This window comes from Nocardia sp. JCM 34519.1, assembly GCF_020361265.1.
In the GTDB taxonomy this organism is placed as follows: Bacteria; Actinomycetota; Actinomycetes; order Mycobacteriales; family Mycobacteriaceae; genus Nocardia; species Nocardia arthritidis_A.
The window spans coordinates 137,293-162,227 of the sequence record NZ_JAIRBR010000011.1; the positions used below are offsets into that span (position 1 = coordinate 137,293).

The 24,935-nt window shown below is 65.0% G+C and carries 27 protein-coding genes; 14 read left to right on the forward strand and 13 right to left on the reverse strand.

Annotation, left to right across the window (positions count from 1 at the left end):
• Window positions 1-350: 350 nt before the first annotated feature.
• Window positions 351-1,193, reverse strand: coding sequence for a hypothetical protein (locus LGY53_RS25535; protein ID WP_225729249.1), 843 nt, complete (start codon window positions 1,191-1,193; stop codon window positions 351-353).
• Window positions 1,194-1,340: 147 nt separating this feature from the next.
• Here LGY53_RS25535 and LGY53_RS25540 point away from each other — a divergent pair, with 147 nt between their 5' ends.
• The 4 genes from LGY53_RS25540 to LGY53_RS25555 all read left to right on the forward strand — a co-directional run bounded on the left by LGY53_RS25540 (window position 1,341) and on the right by LGY53_RS25555 (window position 6,707).
• Window positions 1,341-2,357: a helix-turn-helix domain-containing protein gene (locus LGY53_RS25540; protein ID WP_225729250.1), complete on the forward strand. Its 1,017-nt coding sequence runs from the start codon at window positions 1,341-1,343 to the stop codon at window positions 2,355-2,357.
• Between the two features lie 235 nt (window positions 2,358-2,592).
• Window positions 2,593-2,811, forward strand: a complete 219-nt coding sequence (locus LGY53_RS25545; protein WP_225729251.1) for a hypothetical protein — start codon at window positions 2,593-2,595, stop codon at window positions 2,809-2,811.
• On the forward strand, window positions 2,808-4,247 hold the full coding sequence (locus LGY53_RS25550) for a sodium:solute symporter (RefSeq protein WP_225729252.1): 1,440 nt from the start codon (window positions 2,808-2,810) through the stop codon (window positions 4,245-4,247). The genes LGY53_RS25545 and LGY53_RS25550 overlap by 4 nt, the downstream gene beginning before the upstream one ends.
• Before the next feature lie 135 nt (window positions 4,248-4,382).
• Complete coding sequence (locus LGY53_RS25555) at window positions 4,383-6,707, forward strand: pyruvate dehydrogenase (RefSeq protein WP_225729253.1); 2,325 nt, start codon at window positions 4,383-4,385, stop codon at window positions 6,705-6,707.
• Between the two features lie 10 nt (window positions 6,708-6,717).
• Here LGY53_RS25555 and LGY53_RS25560 read toward each other — a convergent pair whose 3' ends face one another.
• Both LGY53_RS25560 and LGY53_RS25565 read right to left on the reverse strand, forming a co-directional pair.
• A complete protein-coding gene (locus LGY53_RS25560; RefSeq protein ID WP_374111235.1) occupies window positions 6,718-7,086 on the reverse strand; it encodes a YbjQ family protein in 369 nt (122 codons plus the stop codon).
• Between the two features lie 387 nt (window positions 7,087-7,473).
• Window positions 7,474-8,172, reverse strand: a complete 699-nt coding sequence (locus LGY53_RS25565; protein ID WP_225729254.1) for a polysaccharide lyase — start codon at window positions 8,170-8,172, stop codon at window positions 7,474-7,476.
• A gap of 119 nt (window positions 8,173-8,291) precedes the next feature.
• On the opposite strand from LGY53_RS25565, the gene LGY53_RS25570 reads away from it, so the two are divergent.
• The 8 genes from LGY53_RS25570 to LGY53_RS25605 all read left to right on the forward strand — a co-directional run bounded on the left by LGY53_RS25570 (window position 8,292) and on the right by LGY53_RS25605 (window position 13,940).
• A complete protein-coding gene (locus LGY53_RS25570; protein WP_225729255.1) occupies window positions 8,292-8,993 on the forward strand; it encodes a hypothetical protein in 702 nt (233 codons plus the stop codon).
• 39 nt (window positions 8,994-9,032) lie between these two features.
• Window positions 9,033-9,443: a VOC family protein gene (locus tag LGY53_RS25575; protein WP_225729256.1), complete on the forward strand. Its 411-nt coding sequence runs from the start codon at window positions 9,033-9,035 to the stop codon at window positions 9,441-9,443.
• A 181-nt stretch (window positions 9,444-9,624) separates the two neighbouring features.
• Window positions 9,625-10,596 (forward strand): helix-turn-helix domain-containing protein, encoded by a 972-nt coding sequence (locus tag LGY53_RS25580; protein WP_225729257.1) that lies wholly within the window; start codon window positions 9,625-9,627, stop codon window positions 10,594-10,596.
• Between the two features lie 275 nt (window positions 10,597-10,871).
• Complete coding sequence (locus LGY53_RS25585) at window positions 10,872-11,141, forward strand: hypothetical protein (protein ID WP_225729258.1); 270 nt, start codon at window positions 10,872-10,874, stop codon at window positions 11,139-11,141.
• Window positions 11,142-11,281: 140 nt separating this feature from the next.
• Entirely contained in the window at window positions 11,282-11,764 is a 483-nt protein-coding gene (locus LGY53_RS25590; RefSeq protein WP_225729259.1) for a YbaK/EbsC family protein, read from the forward strand.
• Between the two features lie 9 nt (window positions 11,765-11,773).
• Complete coding sequence (locus LGY53_RS25595) at window positions 11,774-12,163, forward strand: hypothetical protein (RefSeq protein ID WP_225729260.1); 390 nt, start codon at window positions 11,774-11,776, stop codon at window positions 12,161-12,163.
• 503 nt (window positions 12,164-12,666) lie between these two features.
• The gene (locus LGY53_RS25600) at window positions 12,667-13,278 is read left to right on the forward strand and encodes an RNA polymerase sigma factor (protein WP_225729261.1); all 612 of its coding nucleotides are present in this window, start codon (window positions 12,667-12,669) and stop codon (window positions 13,276-13,278) included.
• A gap of 89 nt (window positions 13,279-13,367) precedes the next feature.
• Complete coding sequence (locus LGY53_RS25605; protein WP_225729262.1) at window positions 13,368-13,940, forward strand: hypothetical protein; 573 nt, start codon at window positions 13,368-13,370, stop codon at window positions 13,938-13,940.
• A 241-nt stretch (window positions 13,941-14,181) separates the two neighbouring features.
• Here the strand turns inward: LGY53_RS25605 and LGY53_RS44475 are convergent, their stop codons facing one another.
• The 3 genes from LGY53_RS44475 to LGY53_RS25615 all read right to left on the reverse strand — a co-directional run bounded on the left by LGY53_RS44475 (window position 14,182) and on the right by LGY53_RS25615 (window position 15,010).
• Window positions 14,182-14,343 (reverse strand): hypothetical protein, encoded by a 162-nt coding sequence (locus LGY53_RS44475; protein ID WP_374111236.1) that lies wholly within the window; start codon window positions 14,341-14,343, stop codon window positions 14,182-14,184.
• Window positions 14,344-14,434: 91 nt separating this feature from the next.
• A complete protein-coding gene (locus LGY53_RS44480; RefSeq protein WP_374111237.1) occupies window positions 14,435-14,623 on the reverse strand; it encodes a hypothetical protein in 189 nt (62 codons plus the stop codon).
• 201 nt (window positions 14,624-14,824) lie between these two features.
• Window positions 14,825-15,010 carry a catalase gene (locus LGY53_RS25615; RefSeq protein WP_374111238.1) on the reverse strand — a complete coding sequence of 62 codons (186 nt, stop codon included), beginning with the start codon at window positions 15,008-15,010 and terminating at the stop codon, window positions 14,825-14,827.
• A 523-nt stretch (window positions 15,011-15,533) separates the two neighbouring features.
• On the opposite strand from LGY53_RS25615, the gene LGY53_RS25620 reads away from it, so the two are divergent.
• A complete protein-coding gene (locus tag LGY53_RS25620) occupies window positions 15,534-16,373 on the forward strand; it encodes an EamA family transporter (protein ID WP_225729263.1) in 840 nt (279 codons plus the stop codon).
• 30 nt (window positions 16,374-16,403) lie between these two features.
• Here LGY53_RS25620 and LGY53_RS25625 read toward each other — a convergent pair whose 3' ends face one another.
• Window positions 16,404-17,765: an FAD-dependent monooxygenase gene (locus LGY53_RS25625; protein ID WP_225729264.1), complete on the reverse strand. Its 1,362-nt coding sequence runs from the start codon at window positions 17,763-17,765 to the stop codon at window positions 16,404-16,406.
• A 55-nt stretch (window positions 17,766-17,820) separates the two neighbouring features.
• Between LGY53_RS25625 and LGY53_RS25630 the strand changes: the two genes are divergently transcribed.
• On the forward strand, window positions 17,821-18,546 hold the full coding sequence (locus LGY53_RS25630; protein ID WP_225729265.1) for a TetR/AcrR family transcriptional regulator: 726 nt from the start codon (window positions 17,821-17,823) through the stop codon (window positions 18,544-18,546).
• Window positions 18,547-19,020: 474 nt separating this feature from the next.
• Here LGY53_RS25630 and LGY53_RS25635 read toward each other — a convergent pair whose 3' ends face one another.
• The 6 genes from LGY53_RS25635 to LGY53_RS25660 all read right to left on the reverse strand — a co-directional run bounded on the left by LGY53_RS25635 (window position 19,021) and on the right by LGY53_RS25660 (window position 24,814).
• Entirely contained in the window at window positions 19,021-19,692 is a 672-nt protein-coding gene (locus LGY53_RS25635; protein ID WP_225729266.1) for an HAD-IA family hydrolase, read from the reverse strand.
• Window positions 19,692-20,369, reverse strand: coding sequence for a PIG-L deacetylase family protein (locus tag LGY53_RS25640; RefSeq protein WP_225729267.1), 678 nt, complete (start codon window positions 20,367-20,369; stop codon window positions 19,692-19,694). Before LGY53_RS25640 ends, LGY53_RS25635 begins: the two co-directional genes overlap by 1 nt.
• Window positions 20,370-20,382: 13 nt before the next feature.
• The gene (locus tag LGY53_RS25645; RefSeq protein WP_225729268.1) at window positions 20,383-21,741 is read right to left on the reverse strand and encodes a glycosyltransferase family 4 protein; all 1,359 of its coding nucleotides are present in this window, start codon (window positions 21,739-21,741) and stop codon (window positions 20,383-20,385) included.
• A gap of 216 nt (window positions 21,742-21,957) precedes the next feature.
• A complete protein-coding gene (locus LGY53_RS25650; RefSeq protein WP_225729269.1) occupies window positions 21,958-23,301 on the reverse strand; it encodes a S9 family peptidase in 1,344 nt (447 codons plus the stop codon).
• Between the two features lie 56 nt (window positions 23,302-23,357).
• Entirely contained in the window at window positions 23,358-23,912 is a 555-nt protein-coding gene (locus LGY53_RS25655) for a transcriptional regulator (protein ID WP_225729270.1), read from the reverse strand.
• Window positions 23,913-23,998: 86 nt separating this feature from the next.
• Window positions 23,999-24,814 (reverse strand): class I SAM-dependent methyltransferase, encoded by an 816-nt coding sequence (locus LGY53_RS25660; RefSeq protein ID WP_225729271.1) that lies wholly within the window; start codon window positions 24,812-24,814, stop codon window positions 23,999-24,001.
• Window positions 24,815-24,935 lie beyond the last annotated feature (121 nt).

Consider the following 24,935-nt stretch of genomic DNA (forward strand, 5'->3'; position numbering starts at 1 on the left):
GCGCATCGCCGTTGTCCGGCGGTGGGTGAACGCCGGCGAGACGAGCTTGCGCAGTCGTCGATGCTCGGGCCCATAGGCGGTGAACATATTGTCGACGGCGACCCACGAGCGCAGCGGCCGATCCCCGGGGATCTCCCCTTTCCGGAACGCAGGCCAATGCCTGCCCGCGTCCTTGGATACGCGGGAGTCGGTCAGCAGGCGGCGCAGCACGGCGGTGTCGGTCACCGACCACGCGGGCACGCCGCCGGGCAGCATGACCCGGGTGATCGGTCCGTTCCGGCGGATCCGGGCCAATTCGGCGTGGATGTCGGCGCCGCTGGTGTCGAGAACGATCGGTTCGTGTCGCGCGCTCAACGGGGACCACCGAGACCAAAAGACTCGGCGGACAACGCGCCTCGGGCTCCGGTGGCGTCGGCGACCCCCAAGCAGGCGCGGCCGCGAAAGATCCCGAGTTCATAAGCCACGCGGTCATCGCCGAAAGCCCGGCCGAGCACGCCGATCTCGTAATCGCCGGGATAGGTGACCTCGCCGAGGTAGTCGATTCGATACGACAGCGGCGACAGGGCCTGCGCCAGTCCGTCCCGGCCGAGCGCCGCCACCGTGAATACCGCGACGGCTTCGTCGTACCAGGTGGTCAGGGCGAGGTAGTTGACGTGCTGGTTGGAATCGACGTCGCTGATGCGGGCGCACAGCGGCACGAAAAATGGGTAATGGTCGCGTTGTTCGCGCTCAGAGCCTGGACGGGGCGGGGTCGGCCGGCTCGTATCCGGCAGGGCCAGGTCGGTGAGATCCGCGATCAACTCCTGCGGAAGGTCCAGCGGCCCTGCGGGACCGAGAAGCAGCACTGTGGCCCCACCGCCGCCGACCCGTCTTCCACCGGCGGACACTGCCTGTTCGTACGTGAACGACGAGCGCCCGATGCGCCGGATCCCGGTGTGCACCCGCACATCGGTGGCGGTGCGGTCGACCCCGGCCAGCCGCTCGATACGTTGGTTGACGAAAATGATCTGGTGGGGGCCGAATTCACCGGACCCGGCGAGCCGTTCGAAGCGAGGCAGTTCCAGTCGTATTCGCGCGTCCTCCAGCCAGCGGGCCATCCCGATCGTGCTCACGGCATCGTCCCGGCCGAGATCGCCCTGCCGCACTCGAATGTCGCACTGGACCGGAAACGACGAGGCACGTACGTAATCCATGAAAGCACCGTAGGAAAACCACCCGGCCGCGCTCTTGAACGAGTGCGCCAACTGAATGGAACATTTCCGCCAGAGTGACCGCAGCGGATTGTTTGACTCGGCCCGAGCCGCGGGAGACCATGGGCGCGAAGGGATTTGGAAACGAATATGGAGTCGGATCGGTTGGCGAGGAACAACACCGCGGCACGGGTCGCCGACACCCGCGGCGGGTTCTCGCTGGATTCCACCGTCCCCGGCGCGGGATCACGTGGTTTCGATGTGTTCCGGCGCGGGTGGCAAACGCAGGTCGGCGACGAGTTCCCGCTGCCGACCTTCAGCGCGGCCACGACCGGTGATTTCCGCGTCAGGACCCGGGTGGCGAAGGTGATCGACGTGGCGATCACCGACCTCGACAGCGCGGCCGTCATCCGGACGGGCAGTACCCCGCTCGGCTATGCGGATCAAGCTCGGATCTACGTGGTGCGGCGCGGGACATGGATTTTGGGCGGCTCACTCGATCGCGCCGAGTACACCGTCGCCGCCGGGCAGTTCCTGTTGCGGCACGGACCGCCGCTGCACTTCGGCGCCGCCCCGGACACCTCGGTGCAGATTCTCACGCTGCCCTCCGCGATACTCGAGCCGCGGCTCAGGAACCGCAGCGTCACCGAGTCGGCGGATTCGGCCGAGATGCGCCTGCTCACGGCGCACACCAACATGGTCCACACGACCGTGGCGGCACTCGGCCCGGTCGGTGTGCACGCCGCGCACGGCGCGCTGATCGAGCTGGCAAAGGCGGTGGTAGCGGGCCGATTCGACGATACCGAGCCGCAATTCGCGCCCGCGCTCGTGCAGGCGGCGAAGGCCCTGGCGGATCGTCACCTCGCCGACCCCGAACTGTCCCCGGCGATGCTGGCGCGTGAGCTCAACACCTCCACCCGCACCCTGCAACGAGCCTTCACCGCGACGGGCGAGTCGGTGACCACCTACATCCGCCACCGCCGGTTGGAACAAGCCCGACGCGCCCTCACCATCCCGTCCGGCCGACCGAATATCTCCGAACTCGCCGCACAATGGCAATTCTCCGACAGCAGCCATTTCATTCGCGCATTCAAAAAACGTTACGGCCGAACACCTCTCGAATACGCCCGCTCGACGCGAACCGCCGACCCGGCGGACCTCCATTGACAAAGGCCGGTCGTTGAACCACACCTCGGCGTGAATTCGATCTTGTGCACCCGCTGTTGAGCGGGGAGGATCACAACTCTGTTCACCAGTTCGGTGCCGAGCACCGGGCTTTGCTCGACGAGAGGCTGCACCATGGCCCTGTGTGCGGATTCGCCCTATGCCACCATCGACGCTGTGCTGCCCGCCAGCGCGATGTCGCCGGCCGAGTTGGCGATTCGGGAGCGGGAGGCCGCGCATGCGAAGCAGTCGTGACCTGTTGCTGTTGCTACCGCTGATCCCCACGACGGCACTGGTAGCCACCCCCTTCCTGCCGATGGTCAATTCCGACCGGCTGTGGCTGGGCTTGCCCGCGATGCTGGTGTGGACCTCGTTCTGGGTTCTGATGATCGTTCCGGCCCTGGCCGCCGTCGAATTCGGGCGCACCCGGGTGTTGGAGAAGGAGGATCCGGAATGAGCGTCGTACTGGCAGTGGCACTGCTCGGCATGGTGGTAATCGCCGCGGTCGGTCTGCTCGGCCGCCGCAAACCCACCCTCGATCTGGCCGAATGGTCTTTGGGCGGACGGCGTTTCGGCGCCGTCACGATCTGGTTCCTCCAGGCCGGCGAGGTCTTCACCACCTTCACCTTCCTCGGCATGGCCGGACTCGCCTTCAGCGGCGGCGTCGCGGCCACCTACGCGATTCCCTATGTCCCGATAGCCTGCGTCGTCTGGTACTTCATCGGGCCGCGGATCTGGCGGCTCGGCCGCCGGGACGGCTACATCACCCAGGCCGACTTCTACGAAAAGCGCTACGACAGTAAGGCTCTCGGCACGCTCGTCGCGCTGTTCGCGGTGGTCTTCATGCTGCCCTACCTGCAACTCCAGATCGCCGGTATGGGGCTGATCATCAAGCTGGTCACCCACGACACCGGGTCCGGGACCTGGGGCGAGGTCATCGGAACCGTGCTGACCGCGGCCTTCGTGCTGTGGGCCGGGATCCGGGGCACCGCGAACACTTCGTACCTGAAGGACGCGCTGATGCTGATCGCCGTCGTCGTGCTCGCGGTGGCGATTCCGCTGCACTTCACCGGCGGGATCGGCCATGCCTTCCATGAGGTTTCGCGCCTGCACCCGGATCTGCTCACAGTGCATCGCGGAACCAACGATCGAGTGTGGTGGACCACCAGCATGATCGCCAGCACGATCGGCGTCGCGCTGTTCACCTTCCCGCACACCTGGCCCGCGGTGCTGTCCGCGGACAGCGTGAAAAGCCTGCGCCGCAACTGGATTCTGCTGCCGCTGTACCAGATCACGCTGATCCTGCCCATAATGATCGGATTCGTGGCGATCCTGGCGCTGCCGAAGGGATCATCGGCCAACGGTGCGCTGCTCACCCTGACGTCGCTGGCGCTGCCGGGCTGGCTGGTCGGTCTCATCGCCGTCGCGGGCGCCGCCGCGGCGATGGTCCCGGCATCGGCCATGATCCTGGGCATGTCGTCGAACGTGGCCCGCAACGTGATTCGCACGAGCAACCCACGGGTGCAGTTCTTCACCAATCATGGTGCGGTCGTGGTGATTCTGGCGCTGGCACTCGTCCTGGACCTGACCCGGCCGAACGCACTGGCCAACCTGCTGCTGCTCACCTATAGCGGGTTGGTGCAATTCGCCCCGGGTCTGGTGGCCGGCCTGCGGGAACGGCCGCGGCTCAGCGCACCGGCGATCATCGCGGGCATCGTCGCAGGGGAAGCGTTCGTCATCTGGGTGACGCTGTGGAAAATCGGTCTGGCGAATGTGAACGCGGGAATCCCGGCACTCGGTATCAACATTCTGGTGGCAGTGCTGGTCGAGATATCCGTCCGGCGGGCACGTCATCCGGTGCCGGAGTGTGCTCAGAGCACTCTGACGGCATAGGCATACTGCCCACCTCCAGCCCGTCGCCTGCGCGCTACGGCGTGCAGAATGCTCAATTTTCACGATCACTATTGCCCAAACTGTGCGTCGATGATCGGCTACGGGAGGAGTTCTGCACACGAAAGGACCACAGCGATGACCGCCCGGACGCTGGCAGCCCCGTCCACCCGGCAGGCCACAGATGCGCTCGCGGAGATCGAGCGGCGCGTGCTGTGGTTGTCGACATCGATGATCCACCACGCCAACAGGATTCGGCCCAATCCGTCGGGCTTGAAGGTCGGCGGCCACCAGGCCTCGTGCGCATCGATGGTGACGATCATGACCTCGCTGTGGTTCGAGCAGTTGGAGCCGGGCGACCGGGTGTCGGTCAAACCGCACGCCTCCCCGGTCCTGCACGCGATCAACTATTTGCTCGGCGAACTCGACGACACCCAGATGACGACGCTACGCGAATTCGGCGGTCTGCAGAGTTACCCCAGTCGGGTGAAAGACCCTGATACCGTTGACTATTCGACCGGTTCGGTCGGCATCGGGGCGACCGCGCCGATCTGGGGCGCCATCGCGCGCCGGTACGTCGAGGCCGCATTCGGCCGAGCCGGGACCGGTCGGCAGTACTCGCTGGTCGGCGACGCCGAACTCGACGAGGGCGCGGTGTGGGAGGCGATCCTGGATCCCTCGGTCGCCGAACTCGGCGAAATCGTCTGGATCGTCGATCTCAATCGGCAGTCGCTGGATCGGGTCGTGCCCAATATCGCCGCGGGCCGCCTCGCCGGTATGTTCACCGCCGCCGGGTGGCAGGTGATCACCGTAACCTTCGGCGCGCTGCTCGAATCGCTGTTCACCAGGCCCGGTGGACAGGCGCTGCGCACCCGGATCCTCGATATGCCCAATCCGGAATATCAACGGCTGCTGCGGTGCGATGCCGAGGAGATCCGAAAGCGACTGCCCGGCAACGGATCCGAGGCCGCCGAAATCGGTTCGCTCGTCGACGATCTCGACGACTCGACCCTGACGCGCGCCATCCGCAACCTGGGCGGCCACGATCTGGACGCGCTGCGCGAGGCGTATGCGCGGATCGATGACACCCGGCCCACGGTGATCATCGCCTACACCATCAAGGGCTACGGACTGCCGACACAGGGCCACCCGCAAAATCATTCGTCACTGCTGACGGTGCGGCAGTACGAACAATTGGCCGCCGAACTCGGCGTGGATCCGGCGAATCCGTGGACGCGGTTCGCCCCCGACAGCGCGGCCGCGGCTCGATGCCTGGCAACGGCACAACGGCTCAGCCGCGAAAATCCCACTCCCACAGCACCTCCGGCGGTACCCACCGATATCGGTCGCACCCCCGCGGGCACCTCGTCGACCCAGGCCGCGCTCGGCCGGGTGCTGCTCGATCTGCGCAGGGCGGCACCGGAGGCCGCGCGGCGAGTCGTCACTGTGAGTCCGGACGTCAGCTCGACGACGAATCTGGCGGGCTGGCTGAACAAGGTCGGCGTGTGGTCGCCGAACGAACGGCGGGACTGGTTCGCCGACGACGCCGAGACCATCATGCACTGGCGGGAGACACCGGCCGGTCAGCATATGGAGCTCGGTATCGCCGAAACGAATCTCGTCGGGCTGATCGGTGAGCTCGGCGCGACCTGGAGCCGCTGGGGTCAGCCGCTGTTCCCGATCGGCGTGATGTACGACCCGTTCATCCAGCGGGCGTTGGAGCCCTGGTCGTACGGTATCTACGCGGGTGGCCGGTCGATCCTGGTCGGCACCCCGTCCGGGGTGACGCTCGCCGCGGAAGGCGGTGCGCACCAATCGATCACGACTCCATCAATCGGGCTGGAGCAGCCGGGATGCGTTGGATACGAACCGGCCTTCGCGATCGATGTCGAATGGTCCTTGCTCGACGGCATCCGCCGCTTGGGACGACCGGATGGCAGCTCCACCTATCTGCGCCTGTCGACCCGGCCGGTGGACCAGACGCTGGCCGCGGTGCCGGGCGATGCCGCGGCACGGGAGCGCCGCCGTCGGCAGGTGGTCGCGGGCGGGTACGTCCTGCGACATCCGGCGAATCCGGCCGTCACCCTGGTGGGCATGGGTGCGATGATCACCGAAACCCTTTGCGCCGCAGACAGGCTCGCCGAACAGGACATTGCCGCCGACGTCGTGTGCGTCACCAGCCCCGGCCTGCTGTTCCGGGCGTTGCAGGCGCGGCGCGGGCTGGCGGATGGTCCGTCGTGGATCCTCGGCCAGATCTTCCCGGCCGACCGGGCCGCGCCGATGGTGACCGTTCTCGACGGCCACCCGCACACCCTCGCATTCCTCGCCGGGGTCAACTCCGTGCCCGCAGCCGCTCTCGGGGTCAGCGCGTTCGGACAGTCCGGATCGCTCGACGACGTCTACCGCCACCACGGCATCGATACCGACAGCATCGTGCGGGCCGCACTGGACCTCGTCGAATGATCAACCGACACTACAGCTTCCGGATCCTGACCGCGGTGCCGTAAGCGCAGATCTCCTGGCCGTCGCCGCCGAAGTCGTTGGCGTCGAACCGCATTGCGAGTACGGCATGCGCGCCCTGCTCCCGTGCGTTCTCGATCAACCGGTCCCTGGCCTCGATCCTGCTGTCGTACAACATCTTCGTCATGCCCTTGAGCTCGCCGCCGAACATGGATTTGATGCCCGCGCCGATCTGCGAACCCAGGTGCCTGCTGCGGACCGTCAGGCCGACGACATCCCCCAGTACCTCCACCACCTCGTAGCCGGGCAGGTCGTTCATCGTGCTGATGATCATGTCATCAGCCCCGGCGCTCCGGTAACCGTCGAACTCGTTGCTACTCACAGACGTTCCTCCCATCGGTATGCGTGCCCTTCAGATCTTCGGCAATCGACACCGCCGCCACATCGCCCACGAGTCCCGACCCGATTCGTACTTTCGTCGAGCCCCAGGTATCACTTGTCGTCCGCCTAGAGAACGGTGCCCGGTCATCCTTCGGTGAAAGACACACCTCTTCTTCGCTTCCCGGCGGAACCTGGCCCCCGAGCGACCCGACTGTCGCCCGGTTCGGTTACGGCGCAATGCAACTCGCTGGTCCACACGACTATGGCGGCCCGCGACCCGGTCGGCGTGCACGCCGCTCTGTTCGAGCTGGCCGAGGCGGTGGTAGCGGGCCGACTCGACGATGCCGAACCCCAACAGGCCCGCGCTCGTCCAGGCGTGACCGCCCAGCTAGTTCGAGACGTCGTCGTAGCTGGTGCCGAGTTTCAGGCCCGCAACGGTGTTGGTGAAATCGGTATCCTCCGCGCCGTAGACGCCCCACTTCGGATCGTTGCTGACATCCCATGTGCGACAGCTGTATTGGGTGGTCCCGTCGCTGAAGGTCTGGGGCTGGCCGTTGAACCACAACTGGATCCAGCCGCCGGTCAGGTCATCGGACGTGTGGACGCCGACCACGTAGTGATACCAAGTGTCGGTCATGATCGGGTTCGAGGTCCAGACGATCTGCTGCTGATTGTCGGGCTGGCGCTGTAACACCACCATGCGTCCGTCCTTCACCTTGATGACGAACGGCCAGTTCTGAGTCATGCCGTCCCCGTACGACTTCCACTGGAAGTTGGCATTGTCGTCGGCCAAGCTGCTCAGCTTGCTCCACCAGCCGAAATAGTAGGTCGAGTCGTTCTGGAAACGATATTTCTGCCCGTCGACCGAGATACCGTGGCTTTCACAGCGATTGTCGCCGGCCGGTTTCTGATACTGCCAGACCGCGCCATGGTCCGGATCCTGCCCGACGGTGATGCTGCCCGGTGAATCACAGTTGAGGTTTCCGAACACACCGGTGCCCTGGGCGGGATCGCCGGTCCAGATCACCGATGCGTGCGCCGCCGGACTCCACGCGATCGACCACAATGTCACCGACAGCACGATCAATACAAATCTCGAACGCATGCGCATACTCCCCTATTGTTCGGAGCCGAAAACCGCCGCCCCTCAGGCAATCTCGGCATCGAGCAGCTGATCGCAGGCTATTATTGTCCTGCTCGATTCGAGTGTGTGAACAGCATTGTGGCGCAACCTTTTACGCATCACGTGATGCAAATCTCGCATCGGGATCGCCTGCACAGACCGGTGCCTGCACGAACGTTCCCGCGGAATTTCAGCGCGACGGTGCGACGTCAGCTGCCGGTGAGCCGGTTGACTGCGGTGAGTGCCGCATACTGGCTGGTATGGCAGACAACTGGCCGGACGGTGCGATATCCGATCAATTCTCGCCTCGTTCGGCAGGTCGTGTCGGTTCGGTTGCGACGGCGGCTTTGGCGTGGGTGTACGCGATCGACTTCGCCGCAGTGGGCGCTTGGAACCATCTTCACGATCTCCTCACCTCCGGGCTCGATGCGTATTCCTATGCGCCACACCCGTTTCGGGAGTACTTCTACACCCTCGTCGTCCTCGACCCGGTGGTCGTCGTTCTGATCGTGCTGCGACGGCCGATAGCACCGATCCTTGCCGCCGGGGTGGTCGCAGTGGATTTGCTCGGCAACTGGATCAGCGACTGGCAGCACTATCACAACGACCTCGGTTGGCTTGTCGGCAACAAGGGCGGCCTGATCCAACTCACCGCTTTCGCAGTATTCGTCTTCGCGACAGCGGCGCCGCTGCGTCGCTCCTTCGCACACCGTCTAGCACTGGTGGGTGATGGTTCCACCAGACCGCGCCGGGCTCGGGCCGATAGGCGGTGCCAATTTCGTTGACACCGCCGGAATTTCGACACAGGTTGCTAATCTGGCGCTATGACGATCTCGCGGACTTTCGTGAGTATCTGTAGCGACCGGCTTCCGACGACGCGTGACTTCTACGTCGACCTATTGGGTTTCGAGGTCGGCTTCGACAGCGACTGGTTCGTCCAACTGAATGCGAAAGACTCCGACGCGACCATCGGCATCATGCAACGCGACCACGAACTGGTACCGGAGCAGGCCCGCGGCACGGCATCCGGTTCGTACCTCACCGTCGTCGTCGACGATGTGGAACCGGTATTCGCCCGCGCCAAAGAACTCGGTGTGCCGATCATCGAGGAGCCGACCGACCTGTTCTACGGTCAACGCCGAATGCTGGTGACCGACCCCAACGGGGTGGTCGTCGATATCTCCAGCCCGACGGCGCCGCTCGCGGCTGAATTCCGCGATTCCGGTACCTCCTGACCCCGATCCGCGCGGCCCGATTCAGAGTTGGTTCGGTGCCGGAACCGGTATGTGCAGTGGTCGATTGCCTCAGGTCCGTAACCGACGGGACCGCGGAAAAGTTGTGGCCGCACGCAACGTCGGCCAACTATCCTGCGTGGCGCTCGAGCCCCTCAGCTGATCACTACCGAGGAGGAAGCCGATGAACGACGGAGTCGATCTCGTCGAGTCCGCGACGACGCGGACCGTCGCTCCGCATGAGCGCATGGACTATTGGGCCGCGCTGATTCAATCGCACCACGGCCGTCGCATCGGTCACGCATTCCCGCGCCGACGAGACTTTCACGGGCACACCGTACTTCGGCGTACCACCAATTATCAGATCATCGGCTGGCGAGCCGATGCGGTCACCTATTACCGCACTCCCGGACTCGTGCGCGCCGATTCCGACGAGGACTACCGCCTCATGCTGCCCACTACCGGGCGCGTCGCGATCTGGCAGCCCGATCGGCCCGCCACCCTGGCACCGGGCATCGGCTGTCTGGTGACCGTCGATCAACCGTTCGCCTTCAGCCAGGTCGATGGCACCGAGGGACTTACCATGACCATTCCCCGGAGCGAGATCGATCATCGCCTCGACCGCAGGCAACCGGCGCAGCTGCTGAATTTCGGATCGGGTATCGGACGGGTGGTCGCGGATCTCGCCACCGGTTTGGTCGCCGAACGAGACGTCCTCACCCACCACCAGTTCGACGCCGTCGCCGAACGACTGGTCGACCTGCTGTGCATGCAGATCCTCGGTGACCAGCCCACCGAACCGCATCACCTCGATGCCGTGGAATCAACGGTCCGCCAATACATTCGGCAACATGCCCACGATCCCGAACTGGTCGGCGCCAACGTTGCCCGCGCCCTCGGCTGGTCGCTGCGCCAGGTTCAGCTCGCCCTCCAACGCGGCGGCACCACACCTCGCGAACTCATCAAGGAAGAACGTCTGCGGCTCGCCCGCGCCCGTTTGCAAAGTCCCGCGTATCGCCACCAGAGCATCGCCACCGTCGGTCTGGACCTGGGTTTCGGTTCCGCGAGTAGTTTCAGCACCGCCTTCCGCCACCGTTTCGGCGTCACTCCCCGCGATATTCGCCACGGCACACCATCGTCGGATCCTCGCGCGTGATGCCATCGGCATGGCCCGAAAGTCGCTGCGCCGGATGATCGCTGGTGAATATCCGCCATCGATGCTGCGCGCCGCGACAACATCTGTGCGCACACCGGCAATTCGGGCCCACCGCCCACTCCTACCATCGGTGATCGTGCGGGTACGGCGGACGTTCGCCCCGAGAAGTGCGAACGTCGGGGGCACAACCCGTCCTGCGCGGTCCGAGGGCGCTCATGCCCGAAAACAATTCGAAGGATGTTATGCGAATCGTAAAGATTGCCACGGTATTTGCTATGGCAGCCGCCGGGCTCGGAATCGCCACCGGTACCGCCTCCGCCGATCGAGGCGTTTCGGGGTGTATCTCTTGGTCTTTCGACGAGCAGGACGACAACGCGACCGTCACCGTCTACTACCACAACCGCTGTAATCACCCAGCGACCATCACGGTCCGCACTCGGGGCAATCCCACCGTCTGCTCCGACTGGACCAAGAACCTGGCCGCCGACGAGAAGGACAACGAGACCTTCGTCTGTGCGCCAAGGGATGTGATCGGCTCAGATTAGGTACTCGGCGCGCCGAAGGTCATCACCCATCGCTCCAGTCCGCCACTGCGACGGTTCCCGATCCGCATGGACAAGGCAATTAGCTTTTTGCCATAATGCCTTCGTGCTGAAACTGGCCGAGGCGCAAGGGGTATCGAGCGGTGGATAGTGGTGTGTACGGGCGGCTGATCGCCGATCTGGAGGCGTGCGGTGCGGAGTACCGGATCATCGATCACGCGCCCGAGGGCCGTACCGAACTGGTGAGCGCCCTACGCGGACACGATATTTCGCATGCGGCCAAATGCCTGATCGTCATGGTGAAGGTCGGCAAGAAGGTGACCCGGCATGTGCTGGCGGTGGTCCCGGGTGACGCGCGACTCGACCTGAACGCGATCAAAACACTGCTCGACGGCACTTATGTCGCGTTCGCGAGCAAAGAGAAGGCAGAGACGCTGGCCGGTAGCGTCAGCGGCACCGTGCTGCCGGTCAGCTACCATCCCGATCTCGAGGTCATCGCCGACCCGACCCTGCTCGACGCGCCCGAGCTGTATTTCAACGCCGCCCGCCTCGACCGCTCGGTCGCCGTCGCCACCGCGGACTACCTACGGCTCGCCGAGCCCAGACTGGCACCGATCATCGCCTGAGTAAATCGGTTGAACAGCAACGGATTCCGCGTCCCCGCGCTGCTACGACTCGGGGCCGGAGGCGAGTCCGTCAGCGGCGATGCGGCGCTGATTCATACAGCTCGAAAATGGCTGCACCAGAACGACATTCGGTTCTTGTCGGAGTCTCGTGTGCTGAGCCATCCGGTTGTCACCGAAGCGGCCGTCGTGGGATATCCAGAAGAATCCGGAACAATGGCGCTGACGGCCTACATCGTGCTCACCGCCGACACGCTCGCGGTCGACGGCCTCACTGAACTGCTGACCGATCGGCTCTCGCGCTACCAGCGCCCGCGTACCGTCACCGTTCTGCCCTCGATCCCCCGCACAAAAACACGCAAAATCGACAGAGCCGAGCTGCCGCAGGGCCACATAACGTGAACACCAGCACTGCTTACCCGCGCTCGACGACCCCTCATCCTGCTACGTCGCGTCCCACAGCGCTCAGGTCGCGATCTGGCCGCTCTTGGCTCCCAACCGTTTTGAACTGGGCGGTAACTAAGGCAGTGGGTCGCTCGGGCCCCGGCGTGTCGATTGCTGACACGCCGGTCTGCTCAATAAGCTCGCGTTCCTTCACGATTACTCGGCATGGAACCTACATGGACATTCGAGGGATGGCGTATCGCCACAGGCCAGATTGCGTGGTGTTCTACGCTTGTTCCTGCACTCTCAATGATCCTGTGGCACCTAGTCGGCCAAATCCGGGACTGGCAGCACTATTTCATGACTCAGATGATCCTGCGCGAAGCTCCGATCGGCACCACCGTAGTCCATGGACATTGCCGATTCGGCGGTTATACAAAAACCTACATTGTCAGCGTTGAGCGCAACGGTTACTCGCTTCCGTCGAACATGGCAATCCCGCTCCGGGAGATTCCGCAGAGATGACAGACCCAAAAGCTCGGACCGATTACGCGCAAAAATTCGAAGCAATGTTTCGACGCCATTCGACATCAGTTTTCAGATACGCCTACAAACGACTCGACGGCGACGCGTATCAAGCGAGCGATATTGTCCAGGAAGTCTTCAAAGCCGTTTGGTCACAGTTCGACCGAGACTTTTCGAACCTGACGGTGGAAGATGCCGCTCCGATGATAATGAAGATCGCCACTCGCAGAGTGGTCGACTCGATAGGCAGGAAGAAAGAGAAAGCCAATCCGGTTGCCGAATTCATAGAGTCCCAACAGTCCATAACCTCACATGGCGAGATGCACAGAGATCCGCTCGACCTGATAATCGACAGGCATGATCTCGAGTACTTTCGACATGCCATAGAAAAATGCTTGACCGAAAACGAATACGAAGTTGCGCTTATGTCATGGGATTTGGAGATACCCGATGCCGAGATTGCCGAAATCATAGGTTGCACGATCTCGACAGTTCGCTCACACAGAAGCCGAGCTCGCAAGAAGATCCGAGAAATCCAAAATCGTGATGCACGCCGAATCGAAACGGGGATTACCGGCACAGGCAGCCGAGGTGGGGTGACAGCATGAGTGCTCAACCAGCCCAGAGTCAGAGTGAACCAGTAACTATATACAAGACGGCGCAAGTATCCGATAACCGCCCCTTGGTAGATCGAGGTATGCCCATCTACGACATCGAGCGGGAGTGGCAGAAACTGCGGACGGCGCTGGCAATAGCCGATATTCCTCGAGTCCACGAAACCAAGGACCACCCCGTCGAGTTAGCTACCGAAGTAGCCCCTCGAGCAGTAGAGAAGACCTTCAAGTATTGGGATACGACTGTTGCGAGATACTTTTACGGATTGCGGATATCGATGCTGAAGGTATCCGGCAGCATATCGCCCGAATTTTCTGTACGCATGGGAGGTGGTACCCGAGGCGAAGTATGGGGAGTGAGTTGGCTTCCGCGGATAGAACTGACACGTAACCAAATGCTTGCCGCAATGGTCATAGATGAGATACTGTCCGATGCGCGCAACATCGATAACAATTCGATAGCTCATACTCTGAATAAACTTTCGGTAGAGGTTGAAATGTCATTGGATGCCATCCTGGAACACCTCTCCCGTGCGAGACCCGGGAACCATCTGAGCAACAGTGATATTTTTCGCACCACTATATCTCGCTCGAGTGATATTCGACTGGCTTCCGACGAAGCTCAAATTGATGAAGCAATAAAGAATGCAGGATGAATTCCAACTCGATAGAATCTATTCGAGTACACAGTAGGCGCGAATCAGCTGGCCGGATGCTTCGATGTGCAGTGTGTGCGCCTTGCTAGGCGCACACACTGATCGATGCAGCGATCGCGGTGTCGGTCCAGTTCAGCAGCCGACTGCCGCTGCGCTTGACGCACAGGTTCGTGCAGGACGAGCGTTCGGAATCGGTCCGACTCCGCTCCCACCGATTCGGCCGCCGGTTGCCCACAGCGACCTAGCATGCCGTGACCTGCTCGGAAGATACGGGCTTGTGGGGCACCAGCATTCGGCGCAGTAGTCCGTCGCGCAGGGCGACGGTGTGCCAGAGCACCGCGCGCATGTGGGCGGTGAACAGCACCAGCAACAGGTAGGCCAGCCAGGTGTGCGCGAGGTGCAATCCCGCATAGAGGCGCGTTTTCGGGCGCGAGGGCAGGTAGCCGCAGACCGCCCGTAATGCGGACCGGCATGCCCGATGCCGACACCAGCGCTCAGCCGAGCAGCGGTTGCAGGATGAACAGCACGTACAGCGTCAATTCCGAAGCCACCGCAGCCACTCGCTCGCCGCGCAGCAGGCCCGCACCCCGGCCGGGACCTCGGCGCAACAGTCGATTGGCCACGCGCACTACCGCCAGAGCCAGGATCGCGAGGCCCACGGTGCGGTGGATGCTCAGCAGCACACCGTAATTCCCGATAGTTCCGAATCAACGCGGCACCGAGGAACAGCATGGCGACGATCAACACGGCCATCAGCCAGTGCAGCACCCGCGCCAGCCGATTGTAGGAGGGCTGTTCGGATGAAACTGATTGGGGCACAGCATAACCCGGCAGTGTGTCGGCGGCTGGCGCGCTGGCGGAGGTGGATTCGTCCAGAGACTCGCTCATGCCAGCTCCTCCGCCCGCAGCGGCCGCCGAGCGGCCGTCTCGCCCGCACGGCGGCGATAGGACTCGGCGTACGCGGCCGAACGGGCCTGCAGCACCGGATCATCGGAGGCGGCCAGCCCGTTCGGAAGGACCAGCGGGTCGAAGTTCACATCGCGCACATTCGCGGCGGTTTCGGTTACCACTATGGCGCCAAGGCTTCGAACCCGAAGCCGGTGGGCATACCTCCATCGAAACTTTACGGCCGTTCGGCGATCGTGATTCGCCGACGGTTGCACGGCAGCTCTCGCATCCGACAGAAGGGAATGAATATGCGCTACAGGCAGATTCATAGCGGACAACGGAGCCACATCCGGTTGTCCGGTGCGGCGGTCGCCGGACTGCTGGCGACCGCCGCACTCGCACGAGCGGATCCGTTTCCGAGACAACCGATTCCACCAGCCCGGCGAGCATCTGCCGTTCGGCATGGTCGCGGTCGGTCCCGCAGACGTCCAGCATTTCCGTGCGAGACAGCAACACTCGGCGCGTTGCCGCCGTTCCATCGAGCGACAGCCGCACCGCCACCGATTCGGCCGGGGTGGCATGCCGCGGACGAATCGCTGGCGACCGCTTACCGCCAGCAGCCCAGCATGCCGCGCTTGTGCCGACTGTATGTGCCGCGTCGCCGACAACCAGCTCTGTCCGGGCGGGCTGACCCGGCTGGCAGTCGTGGGTGAGCTGATGGCGCTGTCGGCGGCCGGGTGCTTCGGCATCACCCACTTCGTCAGCGGGCTGGCGGCGCGCCGCGCGCCGGGGATGGTGGTGTCGCTGTATGCCCAGTTGGGCGGCACCGCGATCGCCATCATCGCCGCCCTGCTGTGGCAGCACGGCCCGGCGACGATATCCGCCGTCGGCTGGGGAGCGCTGTCCGGCACCGGAACGGGGGTCGGAGTGGCGTTCCTCTATCGTGCGATGAGTTCGGGCGCGTTCAGCGTGGTGGTGCCGATCAGCGATGTCGGCGCTGTCGCGATCCCCGTCGTGATCGGGCTGACCGTACTCGGCGAGCACCCGGGCTGGACCGGACTGCTCGGAATTGTCGTTGCGCTGCCTGCGATTTGGCTTATCTCCGCTGGACCGGCCACGGCCGGACGCGTAACCGGACCATCGGCGGTACGCGACGCACTGATCGCTGGCGTGGGATTCGCCGTGCAATTCCTCGGCATGACACGAATTCCGTTGTCCGCCGGGCTCTGGCCCGTCGTAGTGAGCCGCGTGGTTTCGGTGCTGGTGATCATGAGCTTGGTCCTGGCCACCGTCAGCAGTAAACGAATGCCCACGGGCTGGGGATGCGCTGCGGCCGGCGCCGGAGCGATCGGCAGCATCGCGATCATGCTGTATTGGGTTGCCACACATCAACAATTGATGGCCGTCGCCACCGTCCTGGCCGCCCTGTATCCAGCCATCCCAGTGCTGCTGGCGTTGATCTTCCTGCGCGAGCGCGTCAACCGACGCCGGACCGTCGGCCTCCTCGGCGCCGCCACCGCCATCGCACTACTGGCATTGCCGTGAATTCACCAGCAGCTCAGCAGGTTTCGAAAATCATTCCCAGGTGCTGCGTACGACGGCCAACGTCTCGTACGAGTCGCCCGGTGCCGCCGCCCAGGCGACGACGCCGTCGGGGCGGATCAGCGCGGCGGCCAGATCCTCGCGGCCTGTCGAGACGATGTCCGGCGGACCGATCTGTACCAGTCCGCCGGTGCGGGTCAGGTCGGAGAGCCTGCCGCGTCTGCCGTCGGCGTAGGTGAGATGTAGGTCGGGACAGTATGTTCCGGCCAGCGGGTGGTCCATGGGATACGGCAGTTCATGGCGGGTATCGAGGCCGGATGTCATTCGGCCGAAGTACCGCACGACCTCTGGAATGTCCATGAGGTCGGAGATGATGTCGCGCAGCGCGTCGGTGTGCGGGCCGGGTCGCAGCAGTGCGGATTGCGCGCGGGTGTTGTGCAGGACCGCGGCGCCGACGGGGTGGCGCTCGAGGTGGTATGTGTCGAGCAGGCCGTCGCGGCCGTTGGCGAGTTTCCAGCCGAGGTTCACCGCATCCATCAGGCCGAGATTCAGGCCCTGACCACCACTCGGCGAGTGGACATGCGCAGCGTCGCCGGCCAGGAATACGCGCCCGCGGCGGTAATCGGTGACCTGACGCGCTTGGTCGGTGAATCGTAGCCCGTCACCCACATTCATCACGGTGACGTCGGCGCCGGTCACCCGCTTGATGCTGGCTTGCATCTCTTCGGCCGTGACCGGGCCGTCATAGCGGTCGTGATCGTCGAAATCGAAGGTGGCGACCGCACCGCCGCCGTAGTAGAGCGTGCCGTTGTCGAGTCGCCCTGGTCGCGGTAGCTCGCCGGTGACCTGGGCGGCGACCCGCCGTACGGTCATCAACGGTGGTGTGCCAGGGAATTCGAAGCCGGCGAGCTTGCGGACCGTGCTGTGGCCGCCGTCGCAGCCCACGAGATAATCCGCGCGAAGCCCGTTCGCGGTGACGCCGTCGGCATCCTGGTGCAGTTCGGTGAGCTCTGTGCCGTAACGGATTTCGACACCGAGGCCGCGTGCATAGCGAAGTAGGATCTTCTCCAGCTCCGCCTGCCAGATCAGCGTGAAGCGGCGGTCGGGTTCCTCCTGGGCGTCCTGGTCGATCTTGAAGATCGAGGCGAAGTGCCCCTTCGCGCTGCCGTGGTCGCGAAGCTTGTCCGCGCGTCCTTTGTCGTCATGCTCGGCCAGTTCGGCGCCGAGGCCGCGGCGCACCAGCGCCTCGGTCGCCAGCGGACCGATACCCCTGGCGCGCGGCAGACCCGAAGGGCCGTCACGTTTTTCGATCACCAGCGGATCGGCACCCGCCAGCTTCAGTTCGGCGGCGAGGAGCATTCCGACCGGACCCGCTCCCACAACAATGACATCCATCTGTTCCTCCCGGGCACAGTGTTCGCAGTTATGAAACCAGGCTACACTGTTCGCAGTGGATGTCATTTGGATGCGACCGGAGCGGGCGGCACGCGGGCCGAAACCGGCACACAGCCGGGACGAGCTCGCGGCCTCGTGCGTGCGCGTCGCCGACACCGAGGGCCTGGACGCCGTATCCATGCGACGGGTCGCCGCCGAGTTGGGGACCGGAACGACCTCCCTCTACCGCTATGTCACCTCGAAGGACGACCTGTTCGACCTGATGGTCGACCAGGTATTGGGATCGGTGCCGCTACCGCGGCCGACCCAACACTGGCGTCGCGACCTCACCCTGCTGGCATCGTGGAAACGAGCGCTGATCCTCGACCACCCCTGGATGGCGTCACTGTCCGGCCGCCCGGCCGTCGGACCGCACGGATTGGCATTGCAGGAGCGCGGGTTACGCGCGGTCGACGGGTGGGGGCTCTCGATCGACGAAATGATCGTCATCGTCGAGTCGATGGACGCGTACGTGCAGGGCTACGCGGTTCGCGAATTGGCGGAGCGAGCGGCGACGCTGCGGTCCGGCCAAGACCTCGATACCTGGATGGCCGCTCATGACGCGTACGCCCGGACGATCATCGACAGCGGACGCTTCCCCCTGGTCACCAAGGCCTGGCTCGACGCCAACGAACCCCATGCGGCCGACCGAGCCGAACGCGGCTTCCGGCATGGACTCGACCGGCTACTCGACGGCTACGCCGCCGGTATGCGCCAAGCGCGAGAACGCCCACGCCGGTAAAGGCCGCGACCTCGAACGGTAATCGAATCGACAAGCGCAGCATCGGTTTTGGTGCGGACAGCCGCGTGTGAGACGAGTCGGCTCGCGTTCATCGGCGTCGCGCACCGCCACTCCCCATGGCAAACCCTTTGGCTTGCAAGCAGATACAGTCCTCATCCGCTCCGCGCGGACCGAGCCACATCGGCGGATATCGGATTGTCAACTGCCACAGCGTGGATCCAGCTGCTCCAAGCTTCGGCGGATCGTCCTGGCTTCCTCTGCGCAGGAAGATGATTCGCTCGTGCGGCCCAGTGCGCCCGCGATCGATGCGGCAAACTCCAAGGAACGGGCTAGTTCGGTCAGGTATCGGCCGGGATCCGTCCTGCCAGCGTCCGCCGGATTCAACCGATCGGGCTCTGCATCGAGGACGAAGTTCGCGAGACGTGACGGCACCACGGCCGGCTCGCGGTCGTAATCGATTGCCCGACGGCGGGATTACTTGATGGTGCGGGGCTCGGTCGGCTCGCGTAGTCCCACGACGACTCCGTCCGGGCCGTGGGTGAGCGTGATCCAGTCGAGCGAGGGGGCGATTACGTGGGCGGCGTGGAGGGTCGATGCGTCGTGGGTGGTGGGGATGGCGAGGACGGTGGCGCCGGCGCGTAGGCCGGCTTCGATGCCTGCGGGTGCGTCCTCGATTACCAGGCAGTCGGCGGCGCGGACGCCGAGCGCACCGGCCGCCAGTAGATAGCCTGCGGGGTTCGGTTTGCCGTCGCGGACGTCGTCGGCGGTTATGACCACATCGGGGAGCGGTATGTGGGCGGCGGACATTCGGGCGCGCAGGAGTGGGGCGGTGCATGAGGTGACGAGGGCCCATGGGGAGTCGCGCAATTGTCCGAGGAGGCGGTGCGCGCCGGGCATGGGGACGATATCGGCGAGGTCGCGGATCTCTTGCGCGTCAAGGCGTTCCATCGCTCGGGTGCGCTCGGCCGGCGGCAGCAGCGCGGCGACGGTCTCCTCGGTGCGGCGGCCGTGACAGATCCGGAGAACGTGCGCGGGATCCAGGTCGTAGAACTGCGCCCAGGTCCGCCATGTGCGTTCGGTCGCCGCGCGGGAATCGATCAGGGTGCCGTCGACGTCGAAGAGGATGGCGGCGTACGAAGGGCGCATCAGTCGCTTCCCGTGACGGACGCGGACATGCGTAGGACCTGGAACGCCTCCGCGGTTCTGCCTCGCCCCAGCCTGGCGCCCCGGTATCGGTTGAGGCCGAGGATGAATTGCTCGTAGGGGATGTCGTCGAGTTGCGAGGCGTAATTGTCGATCACCGACAGCTGCCGGTCGATGAATTCGGTGGTGTCCTCCAGGTAGCCGGGCCGCGAGATCGGCGACCACACCTCGTAGCCCAGGATGGTCCGCACCGTCCACGGTTGCCCCGCCGATTCCGGAAGCCACGGGCCCGCAGCGATATTGACGGCCTTCAACACCAGTCGGTGGGCCGCGATGTGGTCGTGATGATCGTCGTGCTCGTGCGGGAGATAGACGAGATGGGGACGCCAGTTCCGGATCGAATTCACGATCGCACCGAGCAATTCGGCGTTTTCGGTGAGCAGGCTGTCGGGTTGGCGCAGGAAATCGACCCGGACCACGCCGAGTGCCCGGGTGGCGGCCATCGCCTCCTTCTCCCGGAGGGCGCCGAGATCGGCCCGCGTGTACCGCAGATTTCCGGCATCACCGCTGGTGAGATAGTGCACCGCCACCTCGTTGCCGGATCGCGCGTGCTTGAGGATGCTGCCGCCGCACCCGATCGTCTCGTCATCGGGGTGGGGTGCGAACACGCTGACGCGCATCGGATCTCGTCGATCATTCATCGGATCCCCGAGTGTCGAGGGCGAATTGGCCCCACGCCCGCAGCAGATCGCGCCGGAAGTTCTCCTCGGAGACCTCCGCGCCGACGGCCCGCCGCAGTTCCGCGCCGATCGCTTCGGCCGGGCGCGGGTTCCGGTATATCCGCTCGATCGCCTTCGCGAGGCCGTCCACGGTGGGGTCGAAGCGGTATGTCGATGGGAAAAACCTTGCGGCCTCGACCTTTTCGGATTCGGCGATCAATGTGCAGACACCGCTCAGCGCGGCTTCCAGCGGGGTTATACCGAGGGTCTCGTAGCGGGACGGACAGACGAAGATACCGTTGCGCCTTGCCTGCCGGAACAGCGAATAAAGTTCGGGTTTGGCGAGTTTGGGGACCGCCATGAAATGCTCGGCGTATTCCCGCGGCACCCGGTTCGCCAATTCCGCGCGCATGGACTGTTCGTTGTCCCCGCCGCCGGCCACCAGCATCCGGATCGGTATTCCTTTGGCGCAGAGGCGGATACCGGCATCGATGAGCAGCTCGACGTTCTTGAAGTGGTCCAACCGGGCCACCGCGGTGCAGAGCAGCAGCCCGGCATCGGCGACAAAGGCGGCCAGTTCGGCCGATCGCATGGGCGCCGGGGCGGCGGGAACGGATATCGGTGGCCGCAATGCGAAGATGCGCCGGGCGTCGACGCCCCGGTCGATCAGATACGAGCGCTGCAGGAAAGAGTGTTGCAGCACATACATATTCGCGTTTTCCCGGACCCTGGCCAGACCGCGCTCCTGCTGTTCGAGCAGATGCAGCGCCTTCGTCGCCCCGCCGAAGGCGCGGCCGGTCTCCTGCGCCGAGAACGTGCCGACGACGTCGTGCACGAACGGCCCGTGATGGGTGACACAGCCGATGAGCTCATCGGGATGGAACCGGAGCAGCACGTCGGTCTGGTAGCAGAGCACCCCGTGGCCGTCCCATCCGTAGCTGGCGAGCAGCCGGTCGGCGGCCTCGGCGATCGCGGCGCGCACCACGCGCTCACTCATACCGAAATGAAACCTCAGCACAATGCAGGTGATGCCCGCCCGATGCACCGTCTCCAGCACGGGTTCGTCGGACGTCTCGTCGCGCCGGTACAGGATCATCCCGGCGAACAGCTCGGCACGCCGCAGGCAGCGCAGCACCGAGCGGGCGAACGAGGTCGCGCCGACCCGCGCGGCGGCCAACTCGTTCTCCGGGAAGTAGCGCTCGTTCAAAACTACGATGCCGGGCAATAAGTGGTCGGGCAGACTCGACGTGCCACACCGCTCGGTGCCGGTCGGTGTGGTGGCGATCCCCCGAATGTCCGCCGGTTCGGCTCCGGCCAGCCTGATGCCATACATGCTCACCCTGGGTGTTCCAGTGTTGCGCTGGTTCCGCTTTCGTCGCGAACAGGGCAGCGGCGGGTCCGCGACACCCGCTCTCGTCCGGAGATCTCGCCCTCCCCCGTGCGCAATTACCACCGTTCTCCCGTTCAGCGATCTCGGCAACCCGTCACTATCGATGGCTTTGCTCACCGACGCGCCGGAACCCAAGGCGCACAACATGGTCGACTCGTTTCATCGAATGGCGAACAGGCCCCAGGTGATGGCCCAGGCCAGCCAGACGGACCCGGCTGCGAGCAGAACGGCGAGCCCGGCGCGTGATGCCGCGGCCCGGTCGCGCACCGCCGCGGTCGCGGTGACGGCCAGCAGCGCGGCGGTGAGTATCGCGAGACCCTGCAGGATCAGCCAGATGAGCGGCCGGCCCGCGACCACCGGGCCGACGGTCCGCGCGGACTGGGCGAGGATCGACTCCACATACACCACGGTCGCGGCCAGGGAGAGCAGCCCGCACAGCGCCGACGGCCGAGCCGATCGGAGGCGGCGGTTCATGAACAGGGATGCGAGGAATCCGGCCAGCACGGCGGCGAACACCACCAACTGGACCCACGCCGAGGTCCACCAACCGTGGCCCGGGTCGATACTCGACAGCGCCTGCGCCGGAACCGGTTCCGCCGACGAGGCCGGTGCGGCGGCGTTCGCGACCTGGTTCACCCATCCGGTCATCGTGTCGAGATAGCCGGGAGCGAAGGCCCCGCGCGGCGCGCCCGGACCCGCCGCGGCGCCCGGCCGGTCGAAGCCGTCGGTGGTCGAGCGACCGTTGTGCGCGCCGCCCGCGATGAAGCGGATGGTCACCGAAGGGGATGCGGTCGGCGAATCCCGCAGCACCGCAGCACTTTCCGCGGGCGGTACCTGTACGTCCCGGGCTCCCCACAGCGCCAGCACCGGGACGTGCACGCCGCGCAATCCCGGTAGCGGATCGAATGCGGCTTCGGGGAACACCCCGGTCTCACCGAGCAATCGGGCGGCGGGCCCCGCGACGACCTTGGCGAGCGGACCGGTATCGCCGTGGTGGCGAAGGATTTCGGCGAGGTTCCAGGTCTGCGTGCGCAATGGCGTGAGCCCGGGGGCTCCGAGGGTTATCAGGAATGCGACGTCGGCGGATCGCGCGGCGGCCGCCGGTACGACCCACCCGCCCTCGCTGAGTCCCCACAGCCCGACCTGATCGGCTCGCACTCCCGGTGTGTGGCGCAGGGTTTCGACCGCGGCGAGGGCGTCGTCGGCGAGCAGGGCGAAGTCGCGGTGGGTGCGTGAGTAGCCCGTGGTTCGTTTGTCGTAGACGAATGCGGTGATCCCGGCCGCCGCGAAGGCGCGGGCCTCGGCGAGATAGTCCGTGCGCGGCCCGGATCCCGCGCCGGCGACCAGGACAATGCCGGGTGCGCCGGAAGGTGTTGCGGCCGAGGCGATCACGGTGCCGTGCAGGGTGGTCCCGCCGCCACCGGTGAACGTGACGTCCGTGCTCTGGGCCGCCGGCGCGGGGTCGGCCGCGGCCGCCGGGGCGAGGAGAACGGTGAACAGCACCGATGCCAGCAGGAGTGAACAAAGGGAGCGCATATTCGGTTGCCTTTCAGGTCGATTCAGGCTTCGGGGAAGCTGAACAGCCGCAGCAACACGGTTTTCGGCTCCTCTGCGGCATCGTCGGCGCCGTAGCGCTGGACGAGCCGGATGTATTCCTCGAAGAATTCGCGCAATCGCGACAGGTCGACGCGAATTGTCGCGCGGGAGAACAGAAATGCGTCGGCCCACGCCCCCAGCTCGGGTGCTTGCCGTTCGAATCGCTCATAGAGTTCGACGAGTTCGGCGAGGTTGTTGCGGCTCATTTCCGCACTGGCCTCCCGCATTTCGGGAGTCTGCTCGGTGTAGGGCGGCCAGCGGCGGTCGCCGGGCACGGCGCGCCACCAGCGTTCCTTTCCGGTGGCCAGCTCCGGAACCTCTTCGATGAAGCCGTGTTTGGCGAGTTGGCGCAGGTGATAGCTGGTGAGCCCACTGCTTTCGCCGAGGGCTTGGGCGAGCGTGGTCGCGGTGACCGGCCCGCCGCGCAATTGTTCCTCGATGCGACGGCGCAGTGGATGCGCGAGCAGCCGCAGCACGGCGACGTCGGTAATCGTGCGGGGGGCGGGATGATCGGCCACGCCAGCCAGGTTAGATCATGCAAAGGTTCTTTGCAAAGACTCTTTGCACACCGGCGACAAGTGCCAGTGATGACCCGGATCTGGCTTCAGAAGCGGAACCGCACGATGCGGGAGGACCGCTTCATACCGGGTAGCAGGTTCAGCAGGTGGAAGATGCGGCGGGCGTTCGCGGGGGCCTTGGCCATCAGGATCGGTGAGTCGTTCATCGGCGCCTCGTCGATGAATTCGAGCCGCGGATGCCAATCGGCCAGTGCGGCGGGATCATCGAAGCCGCAGTGGAATTGGGTGTGGTATTTGCGCAGGGTCGGATCCCATTTCGAGGTTCGCCAGGCCCAGACCGGCACCGTGTCGAACTGCATTTGCCCGGTCGGGAAGGCATCGATGATGCCGGTCAGCAGCCGCCGCAGGTCGGCCTCGGTCAGGTAGGGCACCAGTCCCTCGGCGATCATCAGCACGGGCCTGTCGCGGGGGATACGGTCCAGCCAGGTCAGGTCGGTGACGCTGGAGCCGATCAGGGTGTAGTGCTCGCGCGGCGGCAGGAATTGTTGCCGCAGTTGGATCATCGCGGGGTAGTCCAGGTCGTACCAGTCGACGGTGGCCGGCGGGTCGAGCCGGTACACCCGGGCGTCGAGACCGCAACCGAGGTGCAGCACCACCGCGCCGGGGTGCTCGGCGAGATAGCTTCGGGCCCAATCGTCGTGGGCCTTGGCGCGCACCACGGCGGCCAGGCCGAGCTGGCTGGTGCCGAATCTGCGTTTGTCGTAGTCCGGGTCGAGGCGGCGCATCGTCTGTTCGGCATAGGTGTCGGCGAGGATCGGGTCCGGCAGCCGGTTGTCCAGCGCCTTGGCCCTGAGGACGGGACTGGCGGTCCGCTGCACGCCGACGAGTTCGGTATCTTGCACACCGGCTACGCTACTGGCGCGCCGGACCGCCGCTTGGACGAGACCCGTCGGTTTTTTCGAATTCCTGCGCGAGGAAATCGAACATTCGATGGCCAAAATGGCGGCGGCAACAGGCAATCGA

Coding starts and splice junctions, on each gene's coding strand:
- LGY53_RS25535 (WP_225729249.1), bottom strand. CDS start 1,193: ATGGATTACGTACGTGCCTCGTCGTTTCCGGTCCAGTGCGACATTCGA.
- LGY53_RS25540 (WP_225729250.1), top strand. CDS start 1,341: ATGGAGTCGGATCGGTTGGCGAGGAACAACACCGCGGCACGGGTCGCC.
- LGY53_RS25545 (WP_225729251.1), top strand. CDS start 2,593: ATGCGAAGCAGTCGTGACCTGTTGCTGTTGCTACCGCTGATCCCCACG.
- LGY53_RS25550 (WP_225729252.1), top strand. CDS start 2,808: ATGAGCGTCGTACTGGCAGTGGCACTGCTCGGCATGGTGGTAATCGCC.
- LGY53_RS25555 (WP_225729253.1), top strand. CDS start 4,383: ATGACCGCCCGGACGCTGGCAGCCCCGTCCACCCGGCAGGCCACAGAT.
- LGY53_RS25575 (WP_225729256.1), top strand. CDS start 9,033: ATGACGATCTCGCGGACTTTCGTGAGTATCTGTAGCGACCGGCTTCCG.
- LGY53_RS25580 (WP_225729257.1), top strand. CDS start 9,625: ATGAACGACGGAGTCGATCTCGTCGAGTCCGCGACGACGCGGACCGTC.
- LGY53_RS25585 (WP_225729258.1), top strand. CDS start 10,872: ATGGCAGCCGCCGGGCTCGGAATCGCCACCGGTACCGCCTCCGCCGAT.
- LGY53_RS25600 (WP_225729261.1), top strand. CDS start 12,667: ATGACAGACCCAAAAGCTCGGACCGATTACGCGCAAAAATTCGAAGCA.
- LGY53_RS25605 (WP_225729262.1), top strand. CDS start 13,368: ATGCCCATCTACGACATCGAGCGGGAGTGGCAGAAACTGCGGACGGCG.
- LGY53_RS25625 (WP_225729264.1), bottom strand. CDS start 17,765: ATGGATGTCATTGTTGTGGGAGCGGGTCCGGTCGGAATGCTCCTCGCC.
- LGY53_RS25635 (WP_225729266.1), bottom strand. CDS start 19,692: ATGCGCCCTTCGTACGCCGCCATCCTCTTCGACGTCGACGGCACCCTG.
- LGY53_RS25640 (WP_225729267.1), bottom strand. CDS start 20,369: ATGCGCGTCAGCGTGTTCGCACCCCACCCCGATGACGAGACGATCGGG.
- LGY53_RS25645 (WP_225729268.1), bottom strand. CDS start 21,741: ATGTATGGCATCAGGCTGGCCGGAGCCGAACCGGCGGACATTCGGGGG.